Source organism: Paraburkholderia sp. J10-1 (assembly GCF_905220165.1).
Lineage (GTDB): Bacteria > Pseudomonadota > Gammaproteobacteria > Burkholderiales > Burkholderiaceae > Paraburkholderia.
Window position 1 is genome coordinate 113,375 of the sequence record NZ_CAJMYW010000007.1, and the last position, 14,971, is coordinate 128,345.

General features: G+C 66.1%; 11 protein-coding genes. 7 read left to right on the forward strand and 4 right to left on the reverse strand.

Annotated features, from left to right (window positions below; all coding sequences use genetic code 11):
- Window positions 1-8: 8 nt before the first annotated feature.
- On the reverse strand, window positions 9-1,232 hold the full coding sequence (locus tag U5A65_RS22155) for an AAA family ATPase (protein WP_321947414.1): 1,224 nt from the start codon (window positions 1,230-1,232) through the stop codon (window positions 9-11).
- A 206-nt stretch (window positions 1,233-1,438) separates the two neighbouring features.
- Here U5A65_RS22155 and U5A65_RS22160 point away from each other — a divergent pair, with 206 nt between their 5' ends.
- On the forward strand, window positions 1,439-2,251 hold the full coding sequence (locus tag U5A65_RS22160) for a helix-turn-helix transcriptional regulator (protein WP_321915513.1): 813 nt from the start codon (window positions 1,439-1,441) through the stop codon (window positions 2,249-2,251).
- Between the two features lie 29 nt (window positions 2,252-2,280).
- Here the strand turns inward: U5A65_RS22160 and U5A65_RS22165 are convergent, their stop codons facing one another.
- Window positions 2,281-2,490, reverse strand: coding sequence for a hypothetical protein (locus U5A65_RS22165; RefSeq protein ID WP_321915512.1), 210 nt, complete (start codon window positions 2,488-2,490; stop codon window positions 2,281-2,283).
- A gap of 369 nt (window positions 2,491-2,859) precedes the next feature.
- On the opposite strand from U5A65_RS22165, the gene U5A65_RS22170 reads away from it, so the two are divergent.
- The 4 genes from U5A65_RS22170 to U5A65_RS22185 are packed head-to-tail and all read left to right on the forward strand — an operon-like array spanning window position 2,860 to window position 12,304.
- Window positions 2,860-4,191, forward strand: coding sequence for an efflux RND transporter periplasmic adaptor subunit (locus tag U5A65_RS22170; protein ID WP_321947416.1), 1,332 nt, complete (start codon window positions 2,860-2,862; stop codon window positions 4,189-4,191).
- An 18-nt stretch (window positions 4,192-4,209) separates the two neighbouring features.
- Complete coding sequence (locus U5A65_RS22175) at window positions 4,210-7,368, forward strand: efflux RND transporter permease subunit (protein ID WP_321947418.1); 3,159 nt, start codon at window positions 4,210-4,212, stop codon at window positions 7,366-7,368.
- Window positions 7,365-10,679 carry an efflux RND transporter permease subunit gene (locus U5A65_RS22180; protein WP_321915509.1) on the forward strand — a complete coding sequence of 1,105 codons (3,315 nt, stop codon included), beginning with the start codon at window positions 7,365-7,367 and terminating at the stop codon, window positions 10,677-10,679. Before U5A65_RS22175 ends, U5A65_RS22180 begins: the two co-directional genes overlap by 4 nt.
- Before the next feature lie 35 nt (window positions 10,680-10,714).
- Window positions 10,715-12,304 (forward strand): efflux transporter outer membrane subunit, encoded by a 1,590-nt coding sequence (locus tag U5A65_RS22185; protein WP_415765377.1) that lies wholly within the window; start codon window positions 10,715-10,717, stop codon window positions 12,302-12,304.
- 40 nt (window positions 12,305-12,344) lie between these two features.
- Here U5A65_RS22185 and U5A65_RS22190 read toward each other — a convergent pair whose 3' ends face one another.
- Window positions 12,345-12,800, reverse strand: coding sequence for a PACE efflux transporter (locus tag U5A65_RS22190; RefSeq protein ID WP_321947420.1), 456 nt, complete (start codon window positions 12,798-12,800; stop codon window positions 12,345-12,347).
- Between the two features lie 73 nt (window positions 12,801-12,873).
- Window positions 12,874-13,524 (reverse strand): oxygen-insensitive NAD(P)H nitroreductase, encoded by a 651-nt coding sequence (gene nfsB, locus U5A65_RS22195; protein WP_321915507.1) that lies wholly within the window; start codon window positions 13,522-13,524, stop codon window positions 12,874-12,876.
- Window positions 13,525-13,708: 184 nt separating this feature from the next.
- On the opposite strand from nfsB, the gene U5A65_RS22200 reads away from it, so the two are divergent.
- The gene (locus tag U5A65_RS22200; RefSeq protein ID WP_321915506.1) at window positions 13,709-14,128 is read left to right on the forward strand and encodes a secondary thiamine-phosphate synthase enzyme YjbQ; all 420 of its coding nucleotides are present in this window, start codon (window positions 13,709-13,711) and stop codon (window positions 14,126-14,128) included.
- Between the two features lie 85 nt (window positions 14,129-14,213).
- Window positions 14,214-14,936: a dienelactone hydrolase family protein gene (locus tag U5A65_RS22205; RefSeq protein ID WP_321915505.1), complete on the forward strand. Its 723-nt coding sequence runs from the start codon at window positions 14,214-14,216 to the stop codon at window positions 14,934-14,936.
- The last annotated feature ends 35 nt before the right edge of the window (window positions 14,937-14,971 follow it).

Below are 14,971 nucleotides of genomic sequence, written 5' to 3' on the forward strand. Positions count from 1 at the left end.
CTCCGCACTCACGCGTCGAAGATCACGTGATGACGAATGATGCTGCGTATGAGCGCTGCATCGTCGGCGCTCACCTTCGCGTAGATTGCCGGCCCCGCCGCGCGCTCGACGTCGCCCGTGCGCAGCATGAGTTCGGCCCAGTCGATCAGGCGCCGCGTGGAAAACGCGCTCGCGAGATCCTCGCGGGCGAACGCCGCGCGGCAGTCGGCGGCGACGGCAGCGAGTGTCTGCGCGAGCGGCCGCGTGAGCACCGGCAGCGTGCGCAGCAATACTTCGGTTTCCTCTTCAAGCGAGAGATAGTTGAACAGGTACACGCGCCAACGGTCGAGAAACGCCTCGTTGAGCAGGTTCGCACCCTGGTACAAATGGCGGTACGCGCTCATCGCGCCTGCGGCGTTCGCGGTGGCGAAGAGGCGAAACGACGGATGCGGCTCGACAATCTCGTTGCCGCGCTCCTTGAGCAGCAGGCGGCCGTTCGGTTCCAGCACGGCGGTGAGCACCGCAAGAATGGACGGCTCGGCAAAGTCGAGTTCGTCGATGATGAGCCAGTAGCCCTCGCGCATCGCTACGGGCAGCACGCCGTCCACCCAGATCGTCTCGCCGCCCTTCACGGTCCAGAAGCCCACGAAGTCGCCAATCGTGGTCTGGCCGTTCATGTTCGCGCGCAGCACGCCATAATTCGCGCGCGCGGCCACCTGCTCGATGAAGCTCGTCTTGCCCGATCCCGTATGGCCGATCAGCATGACACGGCGATTTTCTACGATGTCCTGAACGATGTCGTCGCCGCGTTCGGTGAAAAGATAAGCCGCGTTCACGCGCGGCACCAATGCGTTCGGCTCGCCGCGCGGCAGATCAACGGTGCCGATGCGTACGGTGGGCGCTTCAACTTGTGCACGGGTTTGAGCGGCTCTCGACTCACACGCCGCTTCGACGGCTTGCCGCAAGGCTGCCGAAAACGTGCTGCCCGCTTGTGCGGCTCGCGCTTCATCGGCGCGCTGCGCATCGGAAACGAAGCCCTCGCGACGCCACTTGAGCAGCTTCGCTTCGAGATTGTCGAGGTCGATTTCGGTGTCGATATCGACCTTGTCGTCCTCGCCCGGGCCGTGCTCGATGCGGTACATATGCGCACGTGCGGAAGGCGAAACGCGCCACCATTCGCGCGCGCGGCCGGCGCCGCGGGTGTAGAAGCCGAGCGGGTCTTCTTCTTGCAGTGCGGGATCGGATGCGTTCATGGGCAGGCAATACAGGGCGCTGGCGCGCGGTCCGGAAATTCGTCTCATATTACCGGTGCGTGTCGCAGTGCGCAAAAGCGTGACAATGACGACCAAGCGAGGATCACGCCCGCGCCACGGCCCTGCTTCCACGCCACGTCGAGCCATGCTAGCGTGACGACCGCCATACGAGGCAAGCACGCCTCCCCTGTCACCCGGAGACTCCCATGCCCCAAGCCGCGCCGCCCGAACTCGACGACGAGCCCGGGCGCGGCCGTTCGCTCGCGCGCCACTACCCGCGCGGGCTGCAGATCGAGCCGCACACGCATACCTGGGCGCAGGTGCTCTACGCCGTCTCCGGCGTGATGTGGGTCGAGGTGGAGCGCGAAGCGCTCGTCGTGCCGCCGCAGCGCGCCGTGTGGCTGCCGCCTGGCACGCAGCACGCCATTCATATGCTGAGCGCCGTCGAGATGCGCAATCTCTATCTGCACGAGTGCGACAGCCGGCACCTGAGCGAGCGCTGCGAAGTGTTCGAGGTCAACGGCCTGCTGCGCGAACTCATCACGAGCCTCGCGGAACGCGCGCGCGAAGACGACGCCTGGCTCGACGCGGCCTATCGCCTCGCGTCGATCGAGCTTGCCCACGCGCCGCGCTCCACGCTGCGCATTCCGCTGCCCGACGCATCCGACCGCCGCCTCGCCACCCTGTGCCGCGCAGTAATCGACAACCCGTCGGCCGATATCGGCTTCGAGCAACATGCGGCATGGGTGGGCGCAAGCGTGCGCACGCTCTCGCGGCTCTTCACGCGCGAGCTAGGCATGGGGTTTGCGGAGTGGCGCCGCCAGGTGCAGCTCGCACTCGCGGTATCGCGCCTCGCGGAAGGCGAGCCTGTAAGCGCCGTGGCGCGCATGCTGGGCTATCTGCCCAGCAGCTTCAGCGACATGTTCCGCCGCGAACTGGGTGTGCCGCCCAGCGAGTTCCGGCCCACCGGCACACTGGGCGGCACGGCGGGCTTCGCAGAGGAAAGCGCGGCGCAGTGACTGACGCGCACGCGGGCGCATACCGCAGATCAATGCGGCGGCAGATCGCCCACTAGCGGAAACATGTCGGGCGTATAGCCCATATTGAAGTAACCGGCCCGTGCATACGTGGCGATGCGTTCGAGGTGCTCGGTTTCGCGCGAGGCATCGCGCGGTTCAGGCTCGCCGCCGTTTGGCGCAGGCGGGCTGTTCGCACGGCCGCGCCGCGCAAACCACGCCGGCATCGACAACTTCGACATTGCGGACTCCTTGCAAGGCGTTGACCCCTTCCAATCTAGACAGTCATGGGCGCACACGCAAACAAGCATTTCTGCGTTGCATTGCACACCGCGACCGGTGCTCCCCGATCACCGGATGCGCGCGCTGTAACCGCCTGAAAACCTTACAAATAACTAACGTTTCGAAATTGGCGCACGAGTTGGTTAGACTGCGAGTCTTGGCCTTCGCTGCATGGCAGGGCCTGGCTTCGACGGCATAACAATCATGAGAATGCGTATGCAGCAACTCGACAGTCACCGGCAGCAATTCGCGGCAGACAAGCCGTTGAACGCGCCGATACGGCTTCTCCACACCGCCTCGCGCGGTGGTTCGACCTCATGGAGGCAGGCATGAGCGACGTCCCGCAGACGCACCCCGCGCCCCAGCCACCCCCGCCGCCCGCCCCCCCGCCGCAGGCGCCGAAGCGCCGCCGGCTCGGCCCGCTCATTCTCGCGATTGTCGTGATCTTGCTGATCGTGCTCGTGGTCGTGCACATCATGCGCAACAAGAAGACGGAGCACGGCGCCGCGCCGCAGGTCGTGACCGTGGCCGCCGCCACGCTCGGGCCCATGCCCGTGACGCTCAACGCGCTCGGCACCGTCACGCCTGTCGCCACGGTCACGGTTCTGCCGCAAATCAGCGGCTACCTCACCGAGGTGGGCTACAAGGAAGGCCAGGACGTCGTGAAGGGGCAGTTCCTCGCGCAGATCGACCCGCGCCAGTACGAGATCAGCAAGGAACAAGCCATCGCGCAGCTCGCCAAGGACCAGGCCCTGCTCGCCCAGGCGCGCGCCGACCTCGTGCGCTATACGCAGTTGAACGAGAAACGCTCGATCGCTGAACAGACGTACAGCGACCAGCGGTTCCTCGTCATGCAGTACGAGGCCGCGGTCAAGGCCGATCAGGCGAACGTGAGGCTCTTCGAACTCGATCTGATCTATTGCCGCATCACCGCGCCGGTGTCGGGGCGCGTGGGCCTGCGGCTCGTCGATCCGGGCAACTACGTGACCTCGTCCAGTTCCACGGGCATTGCCGTCATCACGACGATGAAGCCCACCACCGTCCAGTTCGCGATTCCGCAAACCTCGCTTGGCAGCGTGCTCGAGCGCGTCAACGCCGGCGCGAAGCTGCCGATCAGCGTGTACAGCAGCGACAACACGCGGAAAATCGCCACTGGCACGCTCTTCGCGCTCAGCAACCAGATGGCCACGGCCACCGGCACGGTCACGCTGCGCGCAAGCGTGCCCAACGAGGACGAGGCGCTCTTTCCGAACGAGTTCGTCAATGTGAGGCTGCTCGTCGACACGCTGCAGAACGCCGTGCTCGTGCCCACGCCCGCCGTGCAGACCGGCGCGCCCGGCGACTATGTGTACCTCGTGAACGCCGACAACACCGTGTCGGTCCACAAGGTCACGCTCGGGCCGAGCGACGGCCGCTATACCGTGATCTCATCGGGCCTGCAGCAGGGGCAGCACGTCGTGACCGACGGCCTCGACCGCCTCAACGACGGCGCGAAGATCCAGCCGGCAGGACCGCGGCCCGCCACGCACGCCGGCGCCGCAGGTGCGGCGAGCGGCGCGAGCGCGCCGCATCACGGCAGCGCACCCGCAGCGTCGAGCGCCCCCGGCGCCACGGCGCCGAACGCCTCCGACGCGAGCGCCGCCGCCTCGCAAGCTGGTTAAGCCCCGGACCCAGCGCTGATGAATATTTCGCGTCTCTTCATCCTGCGGCCGGTCGCGACTTCGCTCCTGATGATCGCGATGGTGCTGATCGGCCTCGTCGCGATGAAGTTCCTGCCGGTTTCCTCGCTGCCCGCGGTGGACTACCCCACCATCCAGGTGCAGACGTTCTATCCGGGCGCGAGCCCGAACGTGATGGCGACCACCGTCACGGCGCCGCTCGAAGTGCAGCTCGGTGAGATCCCCGGCCTGCAGCAAATGATCTCGTACAGCTCCGAGGGGGCCTCGGTCATCACGCTGCAATTCGACCTCTCGCTGAGCCTGGACGTTGCCGAGCAGAACGTGCAGCAGGCCATCAATGCGGCGAACAGCTTCCTGCCGAGCGGTCTGCCCGCGCCGCCGACCTACGCCAAGGTCAACCCGGCCGACCAGCCCATCCTCACGCTCGCGATCACGTCGAAGTCGATGTCGCTCACGCAGTTGCAGGACGCGGCCAACAACCGTCTTGCCACGAAAATTTCGGAAGTGCCGGGCGTGGGCCTCGTCACCACCGCGGGCGGCAACGTGCCCGCCGTGCGCGTGGAGGCCGACCCCCAAAAGCTCGCCGCCTACGGCCTGAATCTCGACGACCTGCGCACGCTGCTCGCCAACGTCAACGTGAGCAACCCGAAGGGCAACTTCGACGGCCCCGAGCTCAACTACACGATCAATTCGAACGACCAGATCTCGGACCCGAAGGACTACGAAGACACGGTCGTCGCCTATCAGAACGGCTCGCCCGTGTTCATGCGCGACGTGGCGCGCGTGTCCACGGCGGCGCAGGACGTGGAGCGCGGCGCCTGGTACAACAAGGCACCCGCCATCGTGCTGAACGTGCAGCGTCAGCCGGGCGCGAACGTGATCGCGACCGTCAACCAGATCATGCGGCAGTTGCCGCAGCTCGAAGCGTCGCTGCCCGCGGGCATGCAGGTCACAGTGGTGTCGAACAGCGTGGGCGTGATCCGCGCTTCGGTAAGCGACGCGGCCTTCGAACTCGTGCTCGCCGTGGCGCTCGTGGTGGCCGTGATCTTCGTGTTCCTGCGCAACCTGCCCGCCACCATCATTCCGAGCATCTCGGTGCCGGTCTCGCTGATCGGCACGCTCGCGCTCATGTACGAGCTAGGCTACTCGATCGACAACCTCTCGCTCATGGCGCTCATCATCGCCACGGGCTTCGTGGTGGACGACTCGATCGTGATGATCGAGAACATCGTGCGCTACCTGGAAGAAGGCGACAAACCGCTGCAGGCGGCGTTAAAGGGCGCGGGGCAGATCGGCTTCACGATTCTTTCGCTGACCATTTCGCTCATTGCCGTGCTGATTCCGCTGCTCTTCATGGGCGGCGTGATCGGGCGCCTCTTCAGCGAGTTCGCCGTGACGCTCGCGGTGACCATCGTGCTGTCGGCCGTGGTTTCGCTCACCGTCGTGCCGATGATGTGCGCGCGCATTTTGCGCGCCCAGGCCGAGCGGCACCCTAGCCGCTTCGAGCGCATCAGCGAAGGGCTCTTCAACAAGACGCTGAACGCCTACGAACGCGGCCTGCGCTGGGTGCTCGACCACCAGGTGCTCACGCTCGTTGTTTTCGCGGTGACCGTCGCGCTCACCGGCCTGCTCTATGTGGTCATCCCCAAGGGCCTTTTTCCGGTGCAGGACGTGGGCGTGCTGCAGGGCATCAGCGTGGCCGACAACTCCATCTCCTACCAGGCGATGGTGCAGCGCCAGTCCGCGCTCGCCGAGGAAATTCTCAAGGACCCCGATGTGGTTTCGCTCACCTCGTACGTGGGCATCGACGGCATCAACAACACGCTCAACAACGGGCGCTTCCTTATCAACCTGAAGCCGCACGACGACCGCTCCGAAACTGCCGACGAGATCGGGCGGCGCATCCAGCAGTCGGTCGCGAACGTGCCAGGCGTGCGCCTTTACGTGCAGCCCGAGCAGGACCTCACGCTCGACACGACGGTGTCGCGCAACCAGTACAACTTCGTGCTGCGCGGGCCGAACCAGGAGGCGTTCGACCAGTACGTGCCCGCGCTCATCGCGCGCATGAAGCAGATCACGTCGATTCGCGACGTGACGAGCGACCTCAACACGGACGGCCTTTCCGTGAACGTCCAGGTGAACCGCCAGCTCGCGGCGCGCTACGGCATCACGGCGGCGACCATCGACAATGCGCTTTACGACGCACTGGGCCAGCGCATCGTTTCGACCATCTTCCAGCAGTCGGACCAGTACCGCGTGATTCTGGTCGCGAAGCCCGAGTCGCTGCCCACGGTCGAATCACTTGGCGACCTGTATCTGCCGAGCCAGACGAGCAGCGAGGGTCAGGTGCCGCTCAAGGGCATTGCGAAGATCAGCATCACGCGCTCGCCGCTCATGATCAGCCACCTCGCGCAGTTCCCGTCGGTCACGATCTCGTTCAATCTCGCCGATGGCGCCTCGCTCTCCGCCGCCGTGCGCGACGTGCGCAAGGCCGAGGCCGCCGTGAATCTGCCGCCCTCGATCACGTCGTCGTTCCAGGGCGCGGCGCAGGCGTTCGAGGACTCGCTTTCCAGCGAGGTGTATCTGCTGATCGCGGCGCTCGTGGCTGTCTATATCGTGCTGGGCGTGCTCTACGAGAGCTATGTGCACCCGGTCACGATCCTCTCGACGCTGCCCTCGGCCGGCATTGGCGCGCTGCTCGCGCTGATGATCGCGGGCAAGGACCTGGACGTGATCGGCATTATCGGCATCGTGCTCCTGATTGGCATCGTCAAGAAAAACGCCATCATGATGGTGGACTTCGCGCTCGAAGCGGAGCGCGTGCACGGCAAGCCGGCGCGCGAGGCGATTTTCGAAGCGTCGCTGCTGCGTTTCCGGCCCATTCTCATGACTACGCTCGCGGCCATGCTCGGTGCGCTGCCCATGCTGCTCGGCAGCGGCACGGGCTCGGAGCTGCGCCGTCCGCTGGGCCTTGCGATCATCGGCGGGCTCACGCTCTCGCAGTTGCTCACGCTCTTTACGACGCCCGTGATCTATCTGTACTTCGACCGGCTCGCCGAGCGATTCGGGCGCAAGCGCAAGCCGGAAACCGACGCAGACAGTGACGCAGACGGCGGCTCCGGCAACGGCGCGCCACCCGCGCCCGAGGGCACGCCGTGAACCTCTCGGCGCTCTTCATCCGGCGGCCGGTCGCGACGTCGCTACTCGCGATCGCGATCCTCATTTCGGGGATGCTCGCCTTTTTCCGGCTGCCGGTCGCGCCGCTGCCCAACATCGCCTATCCGGTGATCGTCGTGCAGGCCAACATGGCGGGCGCGAGCCCGGACATCATGGCGTCGACCGTAGCCGAGCCGCTGGAGCGGCGCCTCGGCACCATCGCCGACGTGAGCCAGCTCACGTCGATCAGCAACACGGGTTCGTCGCTGATCGTGGTCGTGTTCGGCCTGAACCGCGACATCAACGGCGCGGCGCGCGACGTGGAGGCCGCCATCCAGGCCGCGCGCGCGGACCTGCCCACTACCTTGCGCAGCAACCCGACCTACCGCCAGTACAACCCCGCGAGCGCGCCGATCATGGTGCTCGCACTCACGTCGGACACGCTCACCAAGGCGCAGCTCTACGACTCCGCCGATTCGGTCATCATGCAGCAGCTCTCGCAGGTGGACGGCGTGGGCCAGATCACGCTGGGCGGCGGCGCGCTGCCCTCCGTGCGCGTGGAGCTGGAGCCCAGCAAGCTCAACAGCTACGGCATCGGGCTCGAAGACGTGCGCGCGTCCATTGGCGCGGCCAACGCCAACAGCGCGAAAGGCCATATCGACCAGGGCAACCAGCGCTACACGGTGCTCTCGAACGACCAGATCAGCAACGCCGCGCCGTTTCGCGACGTCGTGATCGCCTATCGCAACGGCGCGCCCGTGTTCCTGCGCGACGTGGCTTCGGTCATCGACTCCAACGAAAACATCCGCAACGCGGGCCTCTACAACGGCAAGTCGGCCGTGCTCGTGATCGTCTACCCGATGCCCGGCAGCAACGTCGTGAAGACGGTACAGCAGATTCGCGCGCGCCTGCCCTCCATCGAAGCCGCGCTGCCCGCCACGATCAAGGTGAACGTGGCGGTCGACCGCTCCGAGTCGGTGCGCGCCTCCGTGGCCGACACCGAGCGCACGCTCTTCATCGCCGTGCTGCTCGTGATCGGCGTGGTGTTCGTGTTCCTGCTTTCGCCGCGCGCCACGCTCATTCCGGCGGTGGCGCTGCCGCTTTCCATCGTGGGTACGTTCGGGCCCATGTATCTGCTCGGCTACAGCATCGACAACCTCTCGCTCATGGCGCTCACCATCGGCACCGGCTTCGTGGTGGACGACGCCGTGGTGGTGCTGGAGAACATCGTGCGCCACGTCGAGGCCGGCATGGAGCCGAAGGAAGCGGCGCTCAAAGGTGCGGGCGAAGTGGGCTTCACGGTGCTCTCCATGAGCCTTTCGCTCATCGCCGTGTTCCTGCCCATTCTGCTGATGCCCGGCATCGTGGGCCTGCTCTTTCACGAGTTCGCGATGACACTCTCCATCGCGATCCTCATCTCGCTCGTGATCTCGCTCACCGTCACGCCCACCATGTGCGCCTACGTGCTCAAGCGCGAAGCGCTGCACCACAAGCCCTCGCGGGCGGCCGTGTGGATCGACGCGCAGTTCGAGCGTTTCAAGCAGTTCTACTCGCGCACGCTCGACGTAGCGCTCAATCACGCGCGACTCACGATCTTCGTCTTGTTCGCGCTGCTGGTCGGCAACGTGTTTCTCGCGCGGCTGCTTTCCGGCACGTTCTTCCCCGAGCAGGACACCGGCATTCTGATCGGGCAGATCATCGCGGACCAGAGCATTTCGTTCACGGCGATGGAGAAGAAGCTCGCGCAGCTGCAGGCCATCGTGAAGGCCGACCCCGCCGTGCAGTCGGTGGCGGGCTTCACGGGTGGGCGCGCGCTCAATACGGCCACCGTGTTCGTCGAACTGAAGCCGATTGCCGAGCGGCGCCTGACGGCCACCGAGGTCGTGAACCGTCTGCGCCCCAAGCTCAATGCCGTTTCCGGCGCACGCCTTTTCATGCAGGCGCAGCAGGACCTGCAGATCGGCGGGCGGCAGTCCGCGGCCGAGTATCAGTACACGCTGACGAGCGACGACGCCGACGCCCTCTTCACCTGGGTGCCGCGTCTCGTGGACGAGCTGAACAAGCACCGCGCCCAGATGACGGATGTGAACTCGGACCTGCAGCAAAATGGTCTGGAGGCCTACATGACAGTGCAGCGCTCGACCGCCAAGCGCTACGGGTTCGATCCGAACCAGGTGGACAACGTGCTCTACGACGCCTTCGGCCAGCGCACCGTTTCGACCATCTACAACGCGATCAACCAGTACTTCGTCGTGATGGAAGTAGCGCCGCAATACTGGCAGTTTCCGCAGTCGTTCCAGGACATCTGGCTGAGCACGGCGGCGGGCAACGCGAGCGGCGCGGCGCAAACGCAGATGCCTTCGAGCGTCATCTCGGGCGTCACGCCTTTCACGGCCGTGACCACGACCAGTTCGACGAGCAGCAACACCAACGAGCGCAACGCCAATGCGGTGGCCAACCAGCAGAACAACGCGATTGCCAACAGCAAGGGCGGCAGCTCGAGCGGCAGCGCGGACAGCACGGCCGCCGAAACCATGGTGCCGCTCATGGCGCTCATGGACTGGAAAACGCGCCATACGGCCACGCAGGTCAATCACCAGGGCACCGAAGTGGCGGGCACGATCTCGTTCAACCTGCCCCAGGGCGGCTCGCTTTCCGAGGCCAGCAACATCATCGAGCAGGCCGAGCGCAATATCGGCATGCCCGCCTCCATTCACGGCGCGTTCGCGGGCGCGGCGCAGGCCTACGCGCAGTCCATGGGCGTCGTGCCGCTGCTCATTCTGGCCGCGCTCGCCGTGGTGTATATCGTGCTGGGCGTGCTGTACGAAAACACCATCCACCCGCTCACGATCCTCTCCACGCTGCCTTCGGCCGGTATTGGCGCGATCCTCGCCATGCTGATCTTCGGCACGCCGTTCTCGGTGATCGCGATGATCGGCATCATCCTGCTCATTGGCATCGTGAAGAAAAACGGCATCATGATGGTCGACGTCGCCATCCAGTTGCAGCGCAACGAAGGCATGGAAGCGCGCAAAGCGATTCACGAAGCCGCCGTGGTGCGGCTGCGCCCGATCATGATGACGACCTTCGCCGCCGTGCTCGGCGCGGCGCCGCTCGCGATCGGCATCGGCCAGGGTGCTTCGCTGCGCCAGCCGCTCGGCGTGACGGTCATGGGCGGCCTGATCCTGAGCCAGGTCTTTACCCTTTACACCACGCCGGTGATTTACCTGTTCCTCGACCGCCTGCGCGCACGCCTTGCGCGCTGGGCCGCGCGCCTGCCGTGGAATCGCCAGGCCGATGAGAGCGCATCATGATGAAGACTTGCCTTGCCCCATCGAATCCATCGCTCATGCGAATGCTGACCTCCGCCGCCCGTTGCGCGGCCACGCGCGCACTGCCGCTCGCGCCTCTCAGCGCCGCGCTGCTGCTCGCGGGCTGCATGGTCGGGCCGGACTACCACCGGCCCGAGGTTGCCGTGCCCGCCACCTGGAAAGCGCTGCCCGGCTGGACCCAGGCCGAGCCCGAAGCCGCGCAGGGCCCCAAGGGCGACTGGTGGACCGCCTTCCAGGACCCGCTGCTCGATGAGCTGGAGCCGCTCGTCGTGGTATCGAACCAGACCGTGCGGCAAAGCTACGCGAACTACCAGGAAGCGCTTGCCGAAGTGCGCGTGGCGCGTGCGAGCCTCTTTCCGACCATCGGCATTACCGGCTCGCTTGCGCGCGAGCGCTCCTCCACGGGCACGCTCAGCAGCGTGAGCAGCATCACCTCCACGCCGAGCGGCGCGCGCATCGTCAACGGCGGCACGCTCGAAGCCAACGCGAGCTGGGACATCGACCTCTGGGGCCAGGTGCGGCGCCAGATCGAGGAACAGTCGGCCACGGCGCAGGCGAGCGAAGCCACGCTGGCCAACGCTACGCTGTCCGAACAAATTGCGCTGGCGAACGCCGTAATCAATCTGCGTATCACCGACGCCGATATCGACCTGCTCACGCATACCGTGCAGGCATACACGGACTTCCTGCGCGTGGTGGCCAACCAGGACCAGGCGGGCACCGTCCCGCCGTCCGACCTCGTGTCCGCGCGCACGCAGCTCGAATCCGCTCGCGCAAGCCTGATCGCGCTGGGCGTGGCGCGCGCGCAATACGAGCACGCCATTGCGGTGCTAGTGGGCCGCAACCCCGAAGAGGTCGATATACCGCACAGCACGCAGCTTCCCGCGCTACCCGCCATTCCGGCCGGCGTGCCCTCCACGCTGCTGCAGCGCCGGCCCGACATTGCGACCGCCGAGCGCCAGATGGCGTCGGCCAACGCGGCGATCGGCGTGGCGGTGGCCGCGTACTATCCGTCGATCTCGCTCACCGCGCTCGACGGCTTCACGCAATCGCCGCTTTCGGGCCTGCTGCACATGAGCAACTACGTGTGGTCGCTTGGCGCGAGCGCGACCCAGACGATCTTCGACGGCGGCCAGCGCAGCGGCCAGGTGGCGGCGGCGCGCGCGAGCTATGACGCGGCGGTGGCGAACTATCGCGGCACGGTGCTGACGGCGTTCCAGGGGGTGGAAAACGATCTCTCGGGCCTGCGCATCCTTGCGCAGCAGGCCGAAGTGCTCGACGCCGCCGTACGCGACGCCATACACGGCGCGCAGATCACGCAAAACGAATACGAGGCGGGAACCGTGGACTACACGACGGTCGCCACGGCGCTCGCCACCCAGGTGACCAATCAGCAGAGCGCGCTCAACGTGCAGCAGCAGCGGCTGCTCGATACGGCATCGCTGATCGGCGATCTGGGCGGCGGCTGGTCCGGCGAGTTGCACGATGCGCAGCATCCGGCGCGCGCGGCGACGCCGGCCTCCGGCGCTGCAGCGCCGGCTGCGAGCGCGAGTGGTCCAGCAAACGTGGAGGCGAACCGTACGCAGGGCGCCGTTCAGAGCCCCTGATCTCAGTCCGTGATCTCACCCCTGCGCGAGAGAGCCCGCGCTACGTGCGCGGTTCCGTGTCCGAAGCGGCTGTCACAGGCATGGCGGAGGCCGGCAGCCCGAACACGGCGTCGAAGATCAGGTTGTAGACGTAGTTGTAGACGAGGAAGAACACCGAGAGCCCGATATCCATCGCGAACGCCTCGATCAGCGAGACTTGCAGCGTGAGCGCGATCATCGGCACGAGAAACACGATGAGCCCGCCCTCGAAGCCGACCGCATGCGCAATGCGGCGCGCGACACTGCGGCCGCGTTTCGTTTGGCGCGCTTCCCAGCGCTCGAACAGCAGGTTGAAGACGAAGTTCCAGCCGACTGCGATCAGCGACGAAAACACCGCCGCTGCGCCCGCGCGATTCATGCCGCTGCCCGAGAGCGAGGCGAAACTGGAGCCGGTAATCAGGATCGCGATGCCTTCGAACAACGCGACGTAGACGATGCGGCGTTTGATACCCTGCATGGACGAATGCTCCTGATGCGGCTCCCGCGTCAATCGCCGCGCCTGTTGCGCGCGCGGCGAAATCGTTCGCGAATCAACCCAGATCGGTAAATACCGAAGCCGCAGACAAACGCGACTTCGGCAGCTTCGCGTTGAAGTCGTCGGCGCTGCGGTAGCCGAGACCGATCACCACGAGCGCGGTGAGGCCCTGCTCGCGCAGTCCCAGCTCTTCGTCGAGCGCCTTCGCGTCGAAGCCTTCCATCGGGCAGGCGTCGATCTCGAGCGTCGATGCGCCGATCAGCAGCGTGCCGAGCGCGAGATACGCCTGCTTCTCCATCCACGCGGGGAGGTCGTTGCGCTCGCGATGCAGGTTCACGTAGAACGAGCGCGTCTTTTCCTGACCGGCCTTCGCTTCGGCATTGGCGAAGCGGCCGTCTGCCTCTTCCTGCGCGAGCACTTCGGCGAGGTGGGCTTCGTCCATGTCGGTGCGCACGCACAGCACCACGACGTGCGAAGCGCGCGTGACCTTCGGTTCGTTGTATGCGAAACCTTCCATGCCGCGGGCGATACGCGCGCGCGCAGCGTCGCTTTCCGCCAGCACGAAGTGCCACGGCTGCGAGTTCACCGACGAGGGGCTGAAGCGGATCAGCTCCTTGAGTTCCGCGATGACAGCGGCGGGAATCTTGCGGGCGGGATCGAACGCCTTGGTGGCGTGGCGGGCTTTCGCGTAGCGGGTGAGGTTCAAGCGGTTTTCTCCTTCGTGTGCGGTCGGCCGAGGCAGCGCCCGGCAAGGCCGACATCGTACCAGCATCGCGCGCCGGCCGCGGACGCGGTCTGCGCGCGAGGCGCGCCTGCGCTATGCTTGAGAGTTGACATTGCCGCGGCGGCCCGTGAGCCACGCGCCGAGGCCCGCAAGGAGAACACCGATCATGCGCCAGGCCATCCATCATCTGCCGGTGAACACGCGTACGCGCGGGCTGGTCGAAATCAGCCATGAAGTGCGCGCGTTCGTGCGCGAACAGCGCATCGCCACCGGCTTGCTCACCCTCTTTTGCCGCCACACGTCGGCCTCGCTCGTGATCCAGGAAAACGCCGATCCCTCGGTGCGCCGCGATCTCGAACGCTTTTTCGAGCAGCTCGCACCCGAAGATCCAGCGCGTTACGAGCACGACACCGAAGGCCCCGACGACATGCCCGCGCACTTGCGCACGGCGCTCACGCACACGCAGCTCTCGATTCCGGTCGAGCACGGCAATCCCGTGCTGGGCACGTGGCAGGGCATCTATGTGTTCGAACATCGGCGCGCGGCGCACACGCGCGACATCGTGCTGCATCTGATCGGCGAATGAGCCCGCGGGTGCATACACACCAATCCCGTACGCAAGCGCTATGCTTGCGTCTTTCGTTCAACCGACTCACCAAAGGTTGCCCCAAATGAAACAGTCCGCCGGTTCCATGATTTCCTTTACCCGCCCTGACGGCCAGTCGCTCCAGGGTTATCTCGCCAAGCCGGAGAAAGCCGAAGGCGCGCCCGCCATCGTCGTGATCCAGGAGTGGTGGGGTTTGAACGACCAGATCCGCGGCGTGGCCGACCGGCTCGCGCAGGCGGGTTACCTCGCGCTCGTGCCGGACCTCTATCGCGGCAAGAGCACGGTCGAGCAGGAAGAAGCCCACCATCTGATGACGGGCCTCGACTTCGCGGACGCGGCCTCGCAGGACGTGTACGGCGCGGTCACTTACCTCAAAACGCTCACGGACCGCGTAGGCGTGACGGGCTACTGCATGGGAGGCGCGCTCACGCTGCTCGCGGCCACCATGGTCCCGGGGCTTTCGGCCGCCGTGGTGTGGTATGGCTTCCCGCCGCTCGACTACATCGATGCGAGCAAGATCACCGCGCCTATCCTCGGCCACTTCGCGACCCAGGACCAGGCGTTCAACATCGAAACCGTGGCGGAGCTCGAAACGAAGCTCAAGAACGCCAACGTCGACGTCGAATTCCATCGCTATCTCGCCCACCACGCGTTCGCGAACGAGACCGCCGTGGGCCCGACCCGCATCGCCATCACCCAGTACGACCCGGTCTGGGCGCAGCTCGCGTGGGACCGCTCGCTGACGTTCTGGGGCCGCACGCTGTGGCCGCAAGGCGCGGCGCGCTGAAGCGCTGACAGCGGCCCGCGCCGGCGCGCGGATCT